The sequence below is a fragment of the Pyrobaculum organotrophum genome (assembly GCF_055384425.1).
In genome coordinates this window covers 1779801-1796784 of record NZ_AP042430.1, presented here as the reverse complement: position 1 = coordinate 1796784, position 16984 = coordinate 1779801, and the positions used below count along the sequence as shown (strand labels likewise).

The window sequence follows — 16984 nt, the reverse complement described above, 5'->3', positions numbered from 1 at the left end:
TTTATTTCTTAAGGTTTAGACGGCACTGGAGTTTGGTGTGTAGATTTTTTTGAGGAGTCTTATCCAAGTTGCTATCGACTCTCCACCTGCCACAAACTTGTTTTTTATCAGCCAGTACTGCGTGGCTTTGCCTTTGCTGACTAAATATGCGGCGAACATATTGACGAGGATTTTCGCCTGTCCCCTCCTGATTAGACCTTTTATATATTCCTCGGGGTAGTCTCTTGCCACAGGGTTCCCCTTTTCTGCAGCTTCTTTCGCTCTTAGAGCCAGGAGTTTAAGCCCCACCTCTTTTATCCATGTTTCAAATTTCTCTAGCTCGTCGTGATAGGCTTTGGCTATATCTGCGTTTTCAAAATGTGGCCAGTATTGCTTTAGTTCTTTTAGTAGATGTTCCACGTCTTTTTCAACGTAGATCTTTATAAGAGTTTTCTTTTATAATTAAGCGCTGTAGTATCCTATGGCGATTTTCCTCTTGACTTCTATTGAACAGTTTGGACAATAGAGTGTCATGCCGCGTCTTTTAAGCACCGAGCTGCATCTGGGGCAACGGGATAGGACCGAGCCGTAGGTAGGGCCGCGTATTGAGACAACAAGAGGCGGGCCGTATGTAGATACAACTTTAGCCCTTATATAGTCTCCAATGCCTAACTCGCCATCTGAGAAGAAATATGGCAAAACTCCCGTAAATGAGTACTTTAGGTCGTGTATCTCTCTGTTGTTCTCTACAGCGAAGCAACGGAGTTGATACGCCCGCCTCCCCTTGCTTACGACTTGGCAATAAACTATTGCTCCCGCCTGGGGCAGTGGGGGGTTTCTCACAGGTTTTACAACAGCCACATGGGCTTTTTCATCATATGTCACTATGCCTAAGACAGAGGAGAGATATCTAAAGTCTAGGCTATATGCGCTTCCTTTTGTTTCAAACTCCTCGGCGTATGCCACCTCTTCCCCAGGTGTCACAATCTTCTTTCTCACAGTAATGAAGCGGGCGGAGGTTTAAAAACGTGTTTCAATAGTGGCGTGTGTATGTGTCGCTATCTTTTAAATTCCATAGCCCCGAGGAGGTAGAGAGATTTTTGAAATTTTTAGAGCGCCACTTGAGAACCTCCTATATTGTAAACACACGTCTTACCCACGTCTATATCCAACTAGAGGGAGAGGGCAAGGAGTTGGAAGAGGCCGTCGCCCTTGTTAAAAACCTGGCGGCTTTAGCCAGAGGTGGAAAGAGTAGGCTAAGGGTGCCGCTTCTTGTCTTATTTAAAGACGCTGAATTAACTAGGCCAATTCCGCCCGAGGTGCTAGCTGATGCGCTTAACCTCAAGGGCGTGCCCTCTGAAGTACGAGGCGGCGTATTAGAGACCTCGGCTAGTTATGAAGAGGTGTTGAAAGCGGCGGAGGAGCTTTCTAGGATTTATGCCGAGGTTGAGAAATATCCAATTACTCCCCACGCCAAGAGAATAGTCGTAGCGTATACATATGCCAAAGGGCTATCTGTTGACAAAGCAGTAGAGGAGCTTGTCGAGCTGGGCTTGTTGAACAAGGGCTCTGTGATAAGCCTTAGGTACTCTATAGAGGAGACAAGGCGGCGGCTCAAGTTTATAAATTTACATAAATAAGCCGCTATGCTTCAGTTAGAGATTCTTAAGCTAGATGATAAATATCTTGAGGTAAAAGTCAGGGGGGAGACCTATACGTTGTTTTCTCCGCTGGTTGAATATCTATCTAACGACCCGGATGTGGAATATGTCCAATTTGACGTAGGCCACCCGCTCCAGGAGAACGTGTATTTTAAAGTGAAGGTGAGGAGGGGGAATCCTATAGAGGTTGTGCAGAGAGCTGTTAACGCCATAATTTCAGACTTAGAGGAGCTTGAGAAAAGTTTCTTTTCGTGATTGTCGTATTAGCCGAATCTGCGCTTGAGCTTGTGCCTCGGGAGCTCTGGAACCACCCAGTTATACAAGCAGACGCCAAGAGGAGAGGCAAAAAGCCGGGGGAGATTCTTCTAGATAGAGCGCGACATCATTTAGCTATGTCGTCGCTAAGAGATGCGTCTAAGAGAGGTAGGCCAGATATCGTACATCAAGTGCTTTTGGTGTTTCAATACAGTTTGCTAAACAAAAGGGGCCTTGGGAGAATATACATACACACCCAGGGAGATTATACAATATATGTGCGTTGGGAGACCCGTATACCAAAAAACTACAACAACTTTGTCTCGTTGATGGAACAACTGTATGCCACGGGCAGAGTTCCTCCCAAAGGCGAGCCCCTCATAGAGCTGTATAAAAAAGACCTCTCTACTCTATTGAGGGAGCTAGGCGGTCGTTGGGTAGTGTTACATGAGAGCGGTGTGAAAAAACCGTTTATAGAGCTTGGGGCGGCGTTGTTAAACTCTGTTGTTGTAATAGGCGGATTTCCCCATGGAGATTTTACAAATAAGTGGGTTCTCGAGAAGGCAGACGCTATATATAAAATAGGAGACGAAACTATGGATGCGGCGCAAGTAGTTTATAGAGCTATAACTGCGGCAGAAGTCGCTGCCGGCCTTCTATGAAATTCCAGGCTTATATAAAGCGTAGGGGGAAGTGGCGTCAGTATCTAAAGACAGTTGATCAATTGGGTGTTCCATATGTGTTAGAGGTTGGGCAATTAGATACGTCCCGCTCTCCCATCACTGTTGCAGTTGAGTTTGAAGAGCCGACTCCCGAGGCGCTTGTGTTGCCGCCAGTAGGTTTAAACGAATTGGAGTGGTATATTTTTCTTGCCGACGCTCTTGACGTCAAAAGACTTGTCCTCCCCCCGCCTCCGACTATGGAAGAGATAGAGGCGTTTTACAACAAGGCTGTGGAATATGGCATAGAGATAAACTGGACCTACGGCGTCCCTCCAATGGCCAGGATAAAAGACGTGGAGACAGTTGCCCGGATATTGAGACCCACGGCTGCAAGGATCGTATATGACCCAGTCAAGGCGAGGGGGACAAAGGAGATTTATACTACTGTCATTGCTCTAAGTGGCTATATCAGAGAGATATATCTGTCAAATAGGAGGGGGGAGAGGGGGCCCCGCTTGCCGCCCTTTGACCCAATAGGCAGGATAAATTACGTCGAGTTATTACAAGCTCTGCAGTTGATACAGTGGGAGGGGAGAGCTACAATTAGACAAGCGCCGCAGTTTTTAAACGAGCTGGAGCTTCAGCTAAGAGTGGGGTCTGAGGTGTTAGAAACGGCGAGGAGCGCCGGGGTTTCAAAAAAAGTACAGAGACGGGTCTCGGCTATTTTTGACGAGCTTTTATCACAGTAAAATATATAGAGTAGTTCCATCTCTATGACATGTCAAGGAGGGTGTAGTATTGGCGTTGGTTATATTTATACAAGCCGCGAGAGTGGTAGTAGGTTATGAAGACCCTATATCTTTAGGGGCTTTAGGCGAGTTAAATAAGACAGGCGATATAAAGATGTTAAAACATATCAAGGAGATAAAAGCAGTTGTGTTAAACCTCCCCGATAGCAAACTGGGGGAGTTAAAAGAGAAGTTAAAGGGGGTGAGATATATCGAGGAGGATAAGGTAGCTTGGGCGATAGGCTTTGCAGACTATGCAGACGTGCAGTGGAATATCAAAATGGTGAACGCCCCTCTTGTGTGGGATACATACTTTGTGACAATTGGCGATGCGGCGTTTGGCTACGGCGTAACTGTCGCCGTGTTAGACACAGGCATAGACTATACACACCCAGAGCTCTACGGGAAGGTTATGACCCCCTCCCCGCCCTAGAGGGCGGGGTTTCCACTGTGGGGGTCTCGGCCGTTGTCCAGGGTTAATAGGCCGTTTGACGTGGGATAATATGTTTCTATCTTCCTCGGCGTTGGCGTCTTGTGGCCGAGCTTTGCGGCTATGTTTCTCGCGGCGTTTATATCCGCGTTCAGAGAGATGCCGAACTTCCTGCAGATGTACAGCCCTCTATACACTCTGCCGTTTTCATGAATTTCGCCGCAGATGGAGCACGCCCTTGACGTGTTGTACTCGTCGGCGGCGTACAATCCCGTACTCCGTCAACACCTCCCCAAGCCTCTGCACGAGCTTTCTATATCCCCATACGCTGACCACATACTCGCTCTGCCGCTCGTGAGCTATGTCCTCGGGATAGCCGACGTAGACCTCAGACACTCCCGATTCCCACAGCATTTCCGCGAGACCTCTGACCGCTGTATTTCTATAGTGCCTCAGCCTCTCTCTCATTTTCCACAGCGCCCTTAGGTACCTCCTGTGCCAGCTCTGCCATGGGAACCCCAAGTTCCTCCTCACATCCCGCACGCTCTGGTACAACGCCCTCTGCCTCTTCCACCAGAAGTACTCCGCCTTCAGCGGAGTGCCCTTGATGAGGATCGCCCTCTCCTCGCCCTCGATAACCACGGCGAAGAGGTTGTTTATGCCGACGTCTATGAATGCTTTCTTATCGCCTTTGGGCTGTCTTATCTGTATTCTGTCGTAGACGCCTCTCACGTACTGCCTTGGTTTAGCAGGCTTTCCAACCTCTATGGTGAGGTAGGCGAACCATCTGCCGTTTTCATATACAATTTCGAGACGGCCCTGCTTCCCAGACCACTTTATCCTCCCGGCGTATCCTCATGCCGAAGTCCTTGAGCACTATGTACCCTTCTCCGCCGTTGACAGACTCTACGTAGTACCGGTCACTCCTCACGACGAGGCGTTTCACCCTCTTGCCGAGGAGTCTATCCTTCCAGTACCCCGGCGGCGAGACCTTCTTCACATGCGGCGGCAACTCCCCGGCCTTCAGCTTGGCCAGAAGGGCGAAGAAGCTCCGCCAAGCCTCGTTGTTCTTGTTGAGCACCTGCCCCACGTTGACCTTTAGGACGTCTCTGTACCTCCTGTAGACCTCTCTGTACGTGCCCCTTAGGTCTACGCCCTGCTTTGCGAAGAACTGCCGCCTCCTCAGATAGTTCACCTCATTCCAAGCCTTAGCCGCGGCGTCTGCCAGCTTATGTAGCTTCCTCTCCTGCGCCGTCGTGGGGAGAAGGCGCAGGCGGACAGTCCGCACGGGAGGCATATCGGCGGGGCGTCCCCCCGCCAGGGCCATCCCACGCTTGAGTTCGCCCCCCGCGCGGCGCCCGCCCCCACCCCTCCCCCTCTTTTTCTCCACTTTCTTCACCAACTCAGCCATGAAAAAATATAGATGTTGGTTTAAAACCTACCCCGCCCTAAAGGGCGAGGCTTTCTGTTGTAAAGCGTGCCGGCTTGTCCGGCTCTGTTGCTTCACCTCGCTGACCTCAATATATCCACTGCTAATGCCGAAATCTAGTGCTTTCTTGGCCAGATCAACCGACATATGTCTCGGTATAACGAACGCCCTCCCGCTCCACCCGCTGGATGTCGTGAAGTCCTTTGCAACGTCCTCAAGCTTGGCGCCGAGCACGAAGGCAATGTCTTCCTCGAGTTTCGCGAAGTAGTTCGACACAAGATCTTCGAAGAGCTTTGGATTCCTGGCGTACAGCAACACGTCGAAGAGCCCAACGTCAACTGTCTTCATCGGTTCCTTTCTAATGTTAAAGATGAAGACAGGCTTGTTCACGTAGATGGTCACGTCGTCGGGCGCTCTGGCGGGGATTCTGAACTCCCTTATCAACCTCTCAAGGCTTGCCCCTGCAACCCTCATTATTGTGTTTACTGCCCTATCTTTTGCCTGTTGCGTCAGGATCCCTCTGTAGCTCGGCAGATCCTCTGCGACCTCCCTTGCAACAACGTCGCCTCTGCCGGCTTTTAAGACGTGGCTGAAGCGTAGGTCGACGCCGTTCAGCCTTGGGGGCAGGACGCGCGCTACTCACCTCCCCAACGTCGACATGCGTAGCGTACGTCACCAGCTCGCCCAGCTCCGACGTCGGGCGGAGACCGTACATCTGCGCCAGCCGGTATGCGAATTCGGCCGTGGAAACCGGTATATTGCGCGTCGTGAGCGGCGTTAAATCGCGCAAGGTCGTCGCGGCTGGGAACTCCGGTGATGGGGATCCCACCACTGACAACGTGGCGTATCCGGCTAGGTACAGCTGGGTTATTGCGGTAGCCGCTGTTGACCAAAACTACGCAGTCCCCACTTGGTCGAGCGACGGCATTGAGGTAGACGTGGCTGCCCCCGGCGTAAATATTCTGTCTACATACCCCGGCGGGAGATATGCACATATGTCAGGAACCTCCATGGCAACTCCACACATAACCGGCGTCGTGGCGTTAATCCAAGCAGTTAGGACAGCATACGGCCTTAGGCCTCTGACGCCGGACGAGGTATACCAAGTTTTGGCCTCTACTGCCAAAGATATAGGCCCGCCGGGTTTCGACGTCTACAGCGGCTATGGGCTTGTCGATGCATACGCGGCTGTCACCGCCGCGCTGAAAATAGGATAGTCCCCAGGCTTAATCTTTTTATATAGGTTCGGGGCTTTTTCCATGCCAACGTGGACAGAGTATATATTCCAGAAGAAGTTAGGACATACGCCGTCTCCTGGTGACGTGGTAGAAGTGGTGCCAGACCTAGTGGGGTTTCACGACTTGACAGGGTACCACGTGTTAGAGGTGCTGGAGAGTATGGGCAAGGTGGAGGTTTTTGACAAGGAGAGGGTTGTGGTGGCGTTTGACCATCTGTCTCCTCCGCCGACGCAGAGAGCCGCCGAGATAATGGTCTACATCAGAAAGCACGTCAAAGCCCTTGAACTTCCCCATTTTTACGACGTGGGAGGCGGCATTCTTCACCAAATAATCCTGGAGAAATACGCTATGCCAGAGTACGTGATATTTGCCGCAGATTCGCATACAAATACCGCAGGGGCTGTGGGGGCCTTTGCCCATGGCATGGGGGCCACAGACATAGCCGCTGCTCTGAAGCTCGGCAAAACCTGGGTAGTAATCCCGGCGCCGTTTAGGGTAGACATGAAAGGAGAGTTCCCCCCGGGGGTAATGGGGAAGGACGTAGCCCTCTACCTCCTTAAGCAGTTTGGAGCTGAGGGTTTCAACGGCTATTCGGTGGAAGTGTTTGTGGAAATTCCAAAGGCATTTCCTATGGACGATAGAGCCACTGTGGCTAATATGTCGACAGAAATGGGGGCAGATGCGCTTATGTTTATACCAGATGTAGTTACTGTCGACTATTTACAAAGAGAGAGGGGCGTCTCTTACAAACCGCCCGATTTACAGCCTGGGAGATATGTAGATAAATATGTAGTTGAATTGTCAAAACTTGAGCCGCTTGTAGCAGCGCCGTATAGTGTAGATAATGTAAAAGCTGTAAGAGAGGTGGAGGGGGTTGAGGTAGATCAAGTGTTTATAGGCTCTTGTACCAACGGGAGGCTAAGCGATTTTGAAATTGCGGCGAGAATTCTGAGAAGAGGCCGTGTGAAAAGTAGATGTATAGCGATTCCGGCGAGCTACACTATATTTAGGAAAGCCTTAGAGTTGGGCTATATAGATATTTTGACAAAAGCCGGCTGTGTAGTTACATATGGCACATGTGGCCCGTGCCTTGGCGGACACTTCGGCGTAGCGGGGCCGGGGGAGGTGGTAGTTTCGACGAGCAATCGTAATTTCAAGGGGAGGATGGGCCATCCAGATTCAAAAGTATATTTAGCTAATCCAGCTACTGCGGCAGCCGCTGCGTTAGAGGGAAAAATAGTCGACCCGCGGCCCTATCTGTTGTAGCAGAATCTTAGGGGAAAAGCCGGTGGGAGAAGCGGGATTGTCTTATCTGTCACTAAAGCCCACGTTGGCAGTTGCCTTTACTGGGGACGCCGGAGCCCCAGAGAGGGCCGGCGTCGCGAAGGGGGCGCTATCTTAGCAAGTAGGCAAAAACAGCTTTTGCTGTATGCATTCTATTTTCTGCTTGATCCCACACGGCAGACTGAGGCCCGTCGATTACGTCGTCTGTAACCTCCTCGCCTCTATGTGCAGGTAGGCAGTGTAGGAATATGGCTTTTCTCCCGGCTATCTCCATAACTCTTTGATTTACCTGATAGGGCTTCAACATCCTCCTCCTCTCCTCGGCCTCTTTTTCAAAACCCATGGAGACCCATACGTCTGTATACACTCCGTCTACGCCTGCTACATCGTTTATAGAATCTGTAAAGTAGATACGGCCCCCGGTCTTAGCAAGGTCTTCAGAGAGTTCTTCCACTAGTTTCATATTCCACAGCTGTTTAGGCCCCACAAGTCTGACCTCCCAGCCGAGTTTAGCGCCGATTATCGCCAAGCTAGTTGCCACATTATTACTGACGTCGCCTACAAAAGCTACTTTTATGCCGTGTAGTTTTCCGACGTATTCCCACAGCGTGAGCGCGTCTGCAAGAGCTTGGAGGGGATGGTGTTTGTCTGAGAGAGCGTTTATCACAGATATAGAGCTGTTTTGCGCCATCTCTTCAAGCGTCTCATGTCTATATACCCTGGCGGCTACTGCTACGGCGTATCTCGATAAAACTCTCATTGTGTCGGCGATGGTCTCGCCTCTGCCAATTTGTAGCTCGCTCGGAGTTGTATATACCGCCTGCATGCCTAATTGTGCGGCAGCCGCAGTTAGCGAGAGCCTAGTTCTCGTGCTAGGTTTTTCAAAATATAACACTACGAGCCTCCCTGGAAATATCGGCGTGTAGACTTCTCCAGCCAGGTAACGTGTCTTAAAATCTCTAGACATGCGTAGGATGTTCTCAACCTCATGTGGTTTATATTCCATTAGTGTAAGTAGATGTCTCATGTGGCGTTTTTAGCGACGTAAATTAAAATATTGACTTATAGAGATTACTGGATTGATATATAGCTATTTGCTATTTATGGGGAGTTCTTTCAAAACGATATTTGTTAAAGTAGATACAACGCCCTTGATCTCTCTTATGTTTTCAATAATCTGGTTTAGCTCCTCTACATTTTCTGCAACAACTTTTACAACTATATCATAATCTCCTGTAACTTCGGCTACAGACGCGACGTTTTTTATCGCTGCCACTCTACGTGCTACAGATGTCGTATAGACGTTATTAGCAACTTTTAGCCAGACATATGCCTCAATGTGTCTATTTACTCTAGCTCTATAAGCCATGTTAGTTATTTTCTCAAGAATTTCTAATAAGTCGTCATCTCTAAGTCTTCTCACGTTCATCTGCTTGACTTCTTCCACGACTTTATCTAACACCTCTGGAGGTACCGAAATTCCCATGCGTTCAAGTCTATATTGTATCGCCTTCCTCCCGCTATATTTATCTAGAGAAAAGTCGCGAGTTCTGCCAACGACTTCAGGCGGTATAGGCTCGTAGGTCTCGGGATTTGCGATTACGCCAGCTTGATGGACGCCGGCTTTATGTGTAAATACGTTTTCGCCGACTATGGGGAAGGTGGGCATAATAGTAATGCCGCTTGCCGCCTCTACCATAGCGGTGATCTCTGGCAATTTCTCAAGTTTTACAAGCCTTACGCCCTTGTGGTAATAGTAGGCGGCGACAAAAACTTGAAGAGGCGTAATGCCGGCTCTCTCTCCGAGGCCGTTTACAGTGGTGTGTACTACGTCTGCCCCGCCTTCAACTGCCGCAAGGCTGTTGGCAACAGCCATGCCAAAGTCGTTATGGGCGTGGATATCTAGCCCTATCTCAGGCACTGCGGCTTTTATTTTTGTAAAAACCTCTCTGGCGCGGTCCGGCGTAAAGACCCCCACTGTGTCTGCAATACTCACTCTATCTGCCCCAGCCTCGTAGGCAGTTTTAACTACTTGTATCAGATAGTTCAAGTCAGCTCTTGAGGCGTCTTCTGCAGTGAATCTGACAGAGACGCCGTGTGATTTGGCGAGAGACACCATATCTGCAATTATTTGGAGAGCCTCTTCTCGTGTCTTTCTATGTTTATACTTCAGATGTATATCGCTTACTCCATAGAACACCGCTATGCGGTCTGGCTCTAGAGACGCGGCTGTTTCAATATCTTGTTTTACAGCTCTGCTATGGACAACAATTTCGCTATTTATCTCGCCGACTTTTTTGAGTCCTATGATTTTTTTAATTGCAGATTTTATATCAGGGGCCACGTTGGGATCGCCGACTTCTATCATGCCGACGCCGATATCAGACAGCGCCTTTGCAATTCTAATACGCCACTCCTCAGAGAACACAACGCCGGGGGTTTGTTCGCCCTCTCTAAGTGTCGAGTCTAGAATTATCGGATGCCTTCTTTCCCCGAATGCATAGACAGGGAAATACACCTATTTATAAGCCTTTTCACATATTTACTGTATATACAAAAACCTTATTACTCCAGCTCCATACGGTGTTGTGTTATATTGGTGCCAAGATTTAAACTTGCCTGTTTTAGATCTTAAGAAAGCGACGGGAAAATGTGGCGAATTTATCGAGGTAAGGCTGACGCAGCCGGCAGATCCTCGGCCGGCTTTTCTCTCAGATATCTTAACTACAAGAGAGGCTATAGTAAACGAATTTAGTGATGCAAAACTTGCCGAAGTCTTAGTTCCATTAAATGAGGTGGTGTTGCTAAATAAAATACCCGGCTATGCGGATCAAGCGGATGAAGTTGTGGTAAGAGGGCGTTTAATAGGCCATAGGTTTTATGATATAGTAGAGCGCCGGTGGAGATTTAGGCCGCTGTATGAAGCTGTGGCGACAATGATAAAAGAGAGGCTTGGATATTGGGCGATTGTAGATATGTCTGAGCTTCCAGAAGGCTACGACATACATCAAGATAAAATTACAGAGGGGGTTCTGCCTGAGGAAAAATATAGACATGTGGCTCTATCGACAAAAGATGGGAAGATACATGGAGTTGCCAAGTTGTTTCGCGGTCGCCGGCTACACGTGGTGAAGTCGTGGAGAGCTAAACCGCCGCTTCCGCCTGGTAAGCCCTCTAGTTTAAAAGACGCGGCGGAGTTCAACCGGGAGCATATAGAGGAGTTGACAAAAGAGGCAGTTAAATTCATAAGAGAGATTGCGGAGAGGTACAAAAAGCCGGTTGTAGTCTCTTACTCGGGGGGAAAGGATAGTTTAGTTGTGTTAGATCTTGTTGTAAAAAGCGGGGTAAAGTTTTACGTGTTTTTTAACGACACCGGGCTTGAGCCGCCTGAGACTTATGAAAATATCAAGAAAATACAGGAGTATTATGGCGTTGAGATAATTATAGGATCAGCTGGGGATAGGTTTTGGAGGGCGATAAAGGCCTTTGGGCCGCCTGCCAGAGACTACAGGTGGTGTTGTAAAGTAATAAAGCTAGGCCCCACCACCGAGGCTCTCAAAAGCCGGTTTCCCCAGGGCTATATAAGCGTTGTGGGGCAGAGAGGCGCCGAGTCTTTCCAAAGGGCTAAACTACCAAGGGTGTCTCAGAGCAAGTGGGTGGCCGGCTCCATAGTGGCGGCGCCTCTGCAGAGCTGGACAGCTCTTGAGGTGTGGCTCTACATCATCCTCAACGACCTCCCCTACAACCGCGCCTACGAGCGCGGCTTCGACAGACTCGGTTGCGTCGTGTGTCCAGCCAACGAGCTGGCGGAGCTGGACATGGTGGCCTCCAGCTACCCTGAGATATACAGCAGGATGGAGGTGGAGCTCAAGAGCCGCTTCTCCGACGAGGAGGTGAAGATGGGCTTGTGGAGGTGGCGCGGCAAGATACCCGGGGACATGGCCAGGTGGGTCAAGAGGGAGAGGGGGGCCGAGCTACCAGTTAGGGTGAAAAAGACCGAAGGCGGCGTGGCGGTGGAGATGGACGCCGAGCCCGACCCAAACACCCTGTCGGAGCTTCTAAAGATGCTGGACAAGGCCGCCGGCAGGAAGAGCCCAGTGAAGGTGGAGGGGGGAGGAGGCCTCTGGAGGATCTCGGCACAGGACCCCCGGCTTGCGCTAGACGCCGCCGCCCTCGTGGTGCGGGCCGCCATATGCGGCGACTGCGACCTATGTGTCCACTGGTGCCCCACGGGGGCGCTGAGGAGGACAGGCCCGGGGAGGAGGTTCGAGGTAGACGAGAAGAGGTGCGTCGGGTGTCTCCTCTGTAGCTCCGCGTGCCCCGCCGCCCAGTACCTAGTTTACAGGGCATGAAGCCCCGCCTCTACGTATACGCGCCGCCCCACATAAGGCCCGTGGATCTGCCCGAGTTCGCCGCCGTCTGGGAAACGGCCGAGGTGGAGATAGAGGAGTTCCTAGACAGGTCAAGGGGTCAGTGTAGGGCAGACGAGGCCGTTAAGAAGCTGGCGCAGAGGGGCCAGAAACCCGCCGTGTACGTCCTAGACTGCGACGGCTACTACCCCGGCTTCAACTACGTGTTTGGGCTAGCGGCTCCCGAGCTGAAGACGGCCGTGGTCTTCACGGCGAGGTTGCGCCCAGCCTTCTTCGAGAGCAGGCTAGCTAAGGAAATAACTCACGAGGCCGGCCACCTCTACGGCCTCGGCCACTGCGTCAACCCCCGTTGCGTCATGTACTTCAGCAACAGCATATACGACACCGACGCGAAGGGGGTGCACTTCTGCGAGACCTGCAGGAGAAAACTCCGGGGCTAGGGAGGCGCTATCTGCCGGCCACCTCTACGCCCAGTCGCTGAGCTATCTTGCCGTCTAGAGACCTCAGCAGATCTCTATTACCGACAAGCGTGTGGAAGTAGTTTGTCACGCCGTTTGCGCCCATTAATAGCCTCAGTTCTTTAGTAAGTGCTGTTATGACATTTTCATACCTTTTCATCCTTTCTCTCAAATCCATGTTTTTCACCCTCTGGTATACATACTCAAAAATGCCGAGGGGACATACGAGATCTGCGCCGAGCGCAGCTAGTTTGTAAATATCTCCACCGTTGTAAAGTCTACCCACGGCGACTATGTAAGTTTTATTTCTTACACCTGTCTTTCTCAGCTGTAAATCTAGGCGCGACACAGCCTCTTCAAGTAGTCCCCTGCCTTTTGTTTCGTCGACTATAACCACTCCCTCCCTAATGTCTACCGTCTCATCTGGAGCTATGATTTTAGCTCCGTCGTTTATACACTTGAAATTGTGACAATTGCTGCCATATATCGGCGCGCCTAGGGCGTATCCAGCATATACGGCTGCCTCATCTAATGCGGGAACTACGACAGGCGTGTAATACTTCTCGCCGTTGATCCATATATCTACCTCAAGCTCCTCTCTATAGGGATCTACCGAGGGATGTGTCACCTGTGCTGCCTCAATACGGAGGAGATCTAGAGGTCTCCTGGCAGGAGTTGTATACCCCGGCACGACGCCTCCCATACCAATTATCGGCGGCCGCCCCTCTTCATAATACTCCCTATGTACAAAAACTCTGACCGCCGGGTCTATCCACGCGACGTTTCCAGGCGTTACGAGCGACAAGCCTAGAGTTTCAGCTACTTTTTCATCTACGTAATAAACCTCTAGCAAATCTCTCCTACCTACTAACTCTCTTAAGCTGGACATCCCCAGCGCGTATAAAACAGCCTTGAGACCCTTCCCCAACGCCAGTAGGTAGTTTTTCAAAAGCCGCACCCCCCACTCTATGTCGAGCTCCCTCCCCGAGCCTATCATATTTGTTAAAGCTGTTGGACAACCGCCTGTGTGGCACGAGTGACACATGATACAGCCCATGGCCATTAAGGCGGCGGTGCCCATGTTTGCCATATCTGCGCCCATTGCGATTATTTTCGCCAGGTCCATGGGGCTATATAACATGCCGCCGGCGATCATTATCAATTTATCGCGTGTCCCATCTTTTCTAAGCCACATATCTACAACTGGCACGGCATAGTCAATAGGTATGCCTAAATGATCCCGAGCTACAACAGGCGTAGCCCCCGTCCCAGCGCCAGCCCCATCTATAATAATGCCTTCTGCTGTCGATCTGCCAACACCAACGGCAACAAAATGTATTTTATTAACGGCGGCTACTTTCACAAGAACAGGTTTTCCAGTGAGATCTCTAAGTGCTTTAACCCTCTGGGCTAGATCCTCTATAGAGTATATATCGTGATGCGGCGCGGGAGAAAGCGCCTCGCTCCCCACTGGTATCTTCCTAAGCTGGGCTATGATATCAACTACCTTCTTCCCAGGTAGATGGCCGCCGATGCCCGGCTTAGCGCCCTGGCCTATCTTGATATTTACCGCCAACCCCGCCCTCAGAAGCGTCATATCCATGCCGAAGCGCGCTGAGGCCCATTGAACCACGATATTGCGATATTTAGCGATCTCCGGATGGAGACCCCCCTCTCCAATTCCGGCCACTGCGCCTACCTCAGTGACTGCCTTTGCGATTGCTATGTTCGGGTTTCCACTCAATGCCCCAAAGGACATGTCGCCGATGTAGACAGGAATCTTGAGGCGGGTGCCGAAGAAGTCGATACTTATATCTACGTCGAGTTTATCTGCCTTTGCTAAAGCTTCTTTAAGGTCTGAAATTCTGAGATCTTTAAAGACGGCTTTGTCGAGAATTCTGCCGACTTTCAATGGCGTGATTCCATCTACCGCCGGCTCGCCTGTTTCAGCCATCTTCCTAATCATTCTAATTTTCTCTTCTCCCCAAAACTCTGGTACCAGATGTTTTACAGGCTCTATATATGTCCGCACTACTATATGTTGCACTTGGGAAATCTATTTTCTGAATATAAATTTACTCCCTCTGGAACTCGGCCACTCTGATAACGGTGAATACGTCTCTCTCGATTTTCGCATCTTCGTTAAACAAGGCGTTAAACCGCTGGACGTAAGGCCTTAGGTAGTTTAACTCCTCCTCGGTAAGTTCTCTAACCTCGACATGGTGGTAAAGAGAGAATATCTTGCGCACATGCGGATCTTCCATCGCCTTTTTGACGTCTACGTCGAGCCCCGCGGCCTTTAGAGCTCTAATATAGCGGTCAAGTCTCTCGTGGTCTACCCCACCTCCGATCTTGCTCTTGTCAACCTCGCCTCTTATATAGATGGTTCCGCCGACCATTCCCGCCCCTATCCGCCGCCCGACCTCCTCTTGCCAAGTATGGCGGAGGACAAGTATCACGCCGCCGCCCATATATTCGCCGAGGTAATCCCCGGCGGATCCCCCGATGACTAACACGCCACCTCTATGCTGGATCCCTGCTCTATTGTTGGCGTTGCCGTATATGTAGATCTCGCCTCCCCGTTTCGCTTGTCCTACTGCGTCACCGACGCTTCCATATACGGCGATTAACCCGCCGTTCATGGCGTCGCCTAGATCCTCCTGGGCATCTCCATATATGTAGAACTCTCCGCCACTCATGACGTTAGCCGAGGCGTTGCCTACTATTCCCCACGCCCGCAGAACTCCTCCCTCCATGCCGTTGCCAATATATCTATGTCCCATGACGTTGATAACGTTGACATAGCCCTTTTCTTTCAACTGTCTCCTTATTTCTCGAGCTAGTTCAATAGTGCCGTATGTCGACGCGTCTATTACCTCAGGCGGCGGAAGGGGGATGTCGGGATAAATCGACCGTTTTGTGAATTTTCCCCAAATTTCTCCTCCAGAGACAAGTATATACTCGCCGCCTCTTAGCGCCCAGATATCTACGCCGTTTTTAGCCACCGCCTTTATTGCAGCCGCTTCGCTGGCGACGTACAGTCTATCTTTTGCAAAACCGGCATAGAGGGGACGGAAGTGTTGTGTATCTACAAAAGCGCCAAAGACAGGCCTTGGCCCCCCTACTATAAAGACCACAGCGTATGGTCCGTCAAGTCTGGCGCCTCTTACTTCTTTGCCGTACATAAGCTCTTCTACTGCCTTTTCTACACCGTATTTTTTCGAAAGTTCCCAGAGGAGATAGGCGATGGCTTCACTGTCGTTGCCGGTAAAATCTCTATAGCCGAACTCATACCTCAATAGATTTATATTTGAGCCGTAGGAGCTGAGGTCGCCGTTGTGAACTATTGCCACGTCGCCTGCTGAAAATGGGTGGCTATAGTACGGGAAGCCTCCTGGACTGTTAGTGGGGTATCTAGTATGTCCAAGCCAAGCGATAGACTTCTTTTTGTCTACTCTATACATCTCGACAAGAGTCTCTGGCCATCCAATTACCTTATATACGTCGAGCCAAGCGCTCTTCATATATACAACACCGTTTATATCGCCATCGCCGTATTTTACAACATCGTATAAGCCGCCGGGGAGTTTATATACTTCTACTGCATCTGCCGGGGGACTTGTGGTAAAAAACTTAGTCTTTACCCAGCGCGAGGGGTTGTAGAGGGCAACACCGGCGCCATGTTGCGTCCCCCGCTCTCTCATTACAGCAAGCGCCTTTATCACCGTATCACCTTGTATATATTCTCCATCTAAGCTATATACCCCAAAGATGCCACACATTAGATGTCTGCGATACTATGGGTTAAAAACATTATCCAAAAATATATGTAAAGTAGAACTAGATAGACGTTAGTACTAGATTATAGCCGCATTAAATTTTTGACATAACAATCATAGAGTGTATTTTCAAAAAGAAAATTTTAAAAATTATAATTATTTTATCTAAGCAATTTTAAATAGTTAGTTAATCCACCCGCTTTTAAAATAGCAAGAGGAAGCCCTCTTATAGGTTTACCCTCAATTTTTTCTCCCGTTGTTAGATTTATGCAATATCCATTTTCTATATCTACCTCAAGCTCCTCTCCCTCTTTTACCTTTTTAGTAATCTCTGGCACTTGTAACACTGGCAGTCCAATATTGATGGCGTTTCTAAAAAATATACGTGCAAAACTTTCGGCTACTACCGCCAACACCCCGGCGCCTTTTAATGCAAGTGCCGCCTGCTCTCTAGAAGAGCCCATGCCGAAGGCGCGTCCGGCGACGAGAATAGCCCCCTTTGCCTTTTTTGGAAACTCGGGGTCTATGGGTTCCATTGCGTGTTGACCTAGAATGTTTGGGTCTGTATAGACTAGGTATTTGGCAGGTATTATGACATCTGTATCTATCTTATCGCCGTAGACTATCGCCCTACCTCTGATCTTCATGTAG

At 50.0% G+C, this 16984-nt stretch carries 20 protein-coding genes and 1 pseudogene; 9 read left to right on the top strand and 12 right to left on the bottom strand.

Features of this window, described 5'->3' with window-relative positions; genetic code table 11:
* Window positions 1–15 precede the first annotated feature (15 nt).
* Both ACZ49R_RS10985 and ACZ49R_RS10980 read right to left on the bottom strand, forming a co-directional pair.
* On the bottom strand, window positions 16–399 hold the full coding sequence (locus ACZ49R_RS10985) for a hypothetical protein (RefSeq protein WP_464733130.1): 384 nt from the start codon (window positions 397–399) through the stop codon (window positions 16–18).
* Between the two features lie 42 nt (window positions 400–441).
* Entirely contained in the window at window positions 442–978 is a 537-nt protein-coding gene (locus ACZ49R_RS10980) for an exosome complex RNA-binding protein Csl4 (protein ID WP_464733129.1), read from the bottom strand.
* A 47-nt stretch (window positions 979–1025) separates the two neighbouring features.
* Here ACZ49R_RS10980 and ACZ49R_RS10975 point away from each other — a divergent pair, with 47 nt between their 5' ends.
* The 5 genes from ACZ49R_RS10975 to ACZ49R_RS10955 are packed head-to-tail and all read left to right on the top strand — an operon-like array spanning window position 1026 to window position 3778.
* The gene (locus ACZ49R_RS10975) at window positions 1026–1619 is read left to right on the top strand and encodes a DUF2067 domain-containing protein (protein ID WP_464733128.1); all 594 of its coding nucleotides are present in this window, start codon (window positions 1026–1028) and stop codon (window positions 1617–1619) included.
* 6 nt (window positions 1620–1625) lie between these two features.
* A complete protein-coding gene (locus ACZ49R_RS10970) occupies window positions 1626–1895 on the top strand; it encodes a DNA-directed RNA polymerase subunit L (RefSeq protein ID WP_464733127.1) in 270 nt (89 codons plus the stop codon).
* Window positions 1892–2557 (top strand): ribosome biogenesis protein, encoded by a 666-nt coding sequence (locus ACZ49R_RS10965; protein ID WP_011763527.1) that lies wholly within the window; start codon window positions 1892–1894, stop codon window positions 2555–2557. The genes ACZ49R_RS10970 and ACZ49R_RS10965 overlap by 4 nt, the downstream gene beginning before the upstream one ends.
* Window positions 2554–3306 carry a hypothetical protein gene (locus ACZ49R_RS10960; RefSeq protein ID WP_011763528.1) on the top strand — a complete coding sequence of 251 codons (753 nt, stop codon included), beginning with the start codon at window positions 2554–2556 and terminating at the stop codon, window positions 3304–3306. Before ACZ49R_RS10965 ends, ACZ49R_RS10960 begins: the two co-directional genes overlap by 4 nt.
* A 49-nt stretch (window positions 3307–3355) precedes the next feature.
* Entirely contained in the window at window positions 3356–3778 is a 423-nt protein-coding gene (locus ACZ49R_RS10955; RefSeq protein WP_464733126.1) for a hypothetical protein, read from the top strand.
* Here ACZ49R_RS10955 and ACZ49R_RS10950 read toward each other — a convergent pair.
* The 5 genes from ACZ49R_RS10950 to ACZ49R_RS10930 form a co-directional block, all read right to left on the bottom strand.
* Window positions 3775–4044, bottom strand: coding sequence for a zinc ribbon domain-containing protein (locus ACZ49R_RS10950; RefSeq protein ID WP_464733125.1), 270 nt, complete (start codon window positions 4042–4044; stop codon window positions 3775–3777). The two genes, ACZ49R_RS10955 and ACZ49R_RS10950, sit on opposite strands and share 4 nt — an antisense overlap.
* A complete protein-coding gene (locus ACZ49R_RS10945) occupies window positions 3983–4507 on the bottom strand; it encodes a transposase (protein ID WP_464733124.1) in 525 nt (174 codons plus the stop codon). Before ACZ49R_RS10945 ends, ACZ49R_RS10950 begins: the two co-directional genes overlap by 62 nt.
* A gap of 64 nt (window positions 4508–4571) precedes the next feature.
* Complete coding sequence (locus tag ACZ49R_RS10940) at window positions 4572–5186, bottom strand: helix-turn-helix domain-containing protein (protein WP_464733123.1); 615 nt, start codon at window positions 5184–5186, stop codon at window positions 4572–4574.
* 27 nt (window positions 5187–5213) lie between these two features.
* Window positions 5214–5678, bottom strand: a complete 465-nt coding sequence (locus ACZ49R_RS10935) for a hypothetical protein (RefSeq protein ID WP_464733122.1) — start codon at window positions 5676–5678, stop codon at window positions 5214–5216.
* Window positions 5679–5694: 16 nt separating this feature from the next.
* Complete coding sequence (locus ACZ49R_RS10930; protein ID WP_464733121.1) at window positions 5695–5919, bottom strand: hypothetical protein; 225 nt, start codon at window positions 5917–5919, stop codon at window positions 5695–5697.
* Between the two features lie 73 nt (window positions 5920–5992).
* On the opposite strand from ACZ49R_RS10930, the pseudogene ACZ49R_RS10925 reads away from it, so the two are divergent.
* Window positions 5993–6421 (top strand): annotated as a pseudogene (locus ACZ49R_RS10925) (S8 family serine peptidase); the annotation flags it as partial.
* A gap of 42 nt (window positions 6422–6463) precedes the next feature.
* Window positions 6464–7708 carry a 3-isopropylmalate dehydratase large subunit gene (locus tag ACZ49R_RS10920; RefSeq protein WP_464733120.1) on the top strand — a complete coding sequence of 415 codons (1245 nt, stop codon included), beginning with the start codon at window positions 6464–6466 and terminating at the stop codon, window positions 7706–7708.
* A gap of 127 nt (window positions 7709–7835) precedes the next feature.
* Here ACZ49R_RS10920 and argF read toward each other — a convergent pair whose 3' ends face one another.
* Together argF and lysS are read right to left on the bottom strand one after the other, a co-directional pair.
* Window positions 7836–8753, bottom strand: coding sequence for an ornithine carbamoyltransferase (gene argF, locus ACZ49R_RS10915; RefSeq protein WP_464733119.1), 918 nt, complete (start codon window positions 8751–8753; stop codon window positions 7836–7838).
* 63 nt (window positions 8754–8816) lie between these two features.
* Window positions 8817–10244, bottom strand: a complete 1428-nt coding sequence (gene lysS, locus ACZ49R_RS10910; protein ID WP_464733118.1) for a homocitrate synthase — start codon at window positions 10242–10244, stop codon at window positions 8817–8819.
* A 70-nt stretch (window positions 10245–10314) separates the two neighbouring features.
* Between lysS and ACZ49R_RS10905 the strand changes: the two genes are divergently transcribed.
* A complete protein-coding gene (locus ACZ49R_RS10905) occupies window positions 10315–12078 on the top strand; it encodes a phosphoadenosine phosphosulfate reductase domain-containing protein (RefSeq protein ID WP_464733117.1) in 1764 nt (587 codons plus the stop codon).
* Window positions 12075–12536, top strand: coding sequence for an archaemetzincin family Zn-dependent metalloprotease (locus ACZ49R_RS10900; protein WP_464733116.1), 462 nt, complete (start codon window positions 12075–12077; stop codon window positions 12534–12536). The genes ACZ49R_RS10905 and ACZ49R_RS10900 overlap by 4 nt, the downstream gene beginning before the upstream one ends.
* A 7-nt stretch (window positions 12537–12543) precedes the next feature.
* Here ACZ49R_RS10900 and ACZ49R_RS10895 read toward each other — a convergent pair whose 3' ends face one another.
* From ACZ49R_RS10895 to ACZ49R_RS10885, 3 genes are all read right to left on the bottom strand, one after another.
* Entirely contained in the window at window positions 12544–14601 is a 2058-nt protein-coding gene (locus ACZ49R_RS10895) for an FMN-binding glutamate synthase family protein (RefSeq protein WP_464733115.1), read from the bottom strand.
* 28 nt (window positions 14602–14629) lie between these two features.
* Window positions 14630–16336, bottom strand: a complete 1707-nt coding sequence (locus tag ACZ49R_RS10890; protein WP_464733114.1) for a GltB/FmdC/FwdC-like GXGXG domain-containing protein — start codon at window positions 16334–16336, stop codon at window positions 14630–14632.
* A gap of 158 nt (window positions 16337–16494) precedes the next feature.
* On the bottom strand, window positions 16495–16980 hold the full coding sequence (locus ACZ49R_RS10885; protein ID WP_464733113.1) for a 3-isopropylmalate dehydratase small subunit: 486 nt from the start codon (window positions 16978–16980) through the stop codon (window positions 16495–16497).
* Between the last annotated feature and the right edge of the window lie 4 nt (window positions 16981–16984).

Coding starts and splice junctions, on each gene's coding strand:
- ACZ49R_RS10940 (WP_464733123.1), bottom strand. CDS start 5,186: ATGGCTGAGTTGGTGAAGAAAGTGGAGAAAAAGAGGGGGAGGGGTGGG.
- ACZ49R_RS10885 (WP_464733113.1), bottom strand. CDS start 16,980: ATGAAGATCAGAGGTAGGGCGATAGTCTACGGCGATAAGATAGATACA.
- ACZ49R_RS10930 (WP_464733121.1), bottom strand. CDS start 5,919: ATGTACGGTCTCCGCCCGACGTCGGAGCTGGGCGAGCTGGTGACGTAC.
- ACZ49R_RS10900 (WP_464733116.1), top strand. CDS start 12,075: ATGAAGCCCCGCCTCTACGTATACGCGCCGCCCCACATAAGGCCCGTG.
- ACZ49R_RS10970 (WP_464733127.1), top strand. CDS start 1,626: ATGCTTCAGTTAGAGATTCTTAAGCTAGATGATAAATATCTTGAGGTA.
- ACZ49R_RS10935 (WP_464733122.1), bottom strand. CDS start 5,678: ATGAGGGTTGCAGGGGCAAGCCTTGAGAGGTTGATAAGGGAGTTCAGA.
- ACZ49R_RS10960 (WP_011763528.1), top strand. CDS start 2,554: ATGAAATTCCAGGCTTATATAAAGCGTAGGGGGAAGTGGCGTCAGTAT.
- argF (WP_464733119.1), bottom strand. CDS start 8,753: ATGAGACATCTACTTACACTAATGGAATATAAACCACATGAGGTTGAG.
- ACZ49R_RS10890 (WP_464733114.1), bottom strand. CDS start 16,336: ATGTGTGGCATCTTTGGGGTATATAGCTTAGATGGAGAATATATACAA.
- ACZ49R_RS10920 (WP_464733120.1), top strand. CDS start 6,464: ATGCCAACGTGGACAGAGTATATATTCCAGAAGAAGTTAGGACATACG.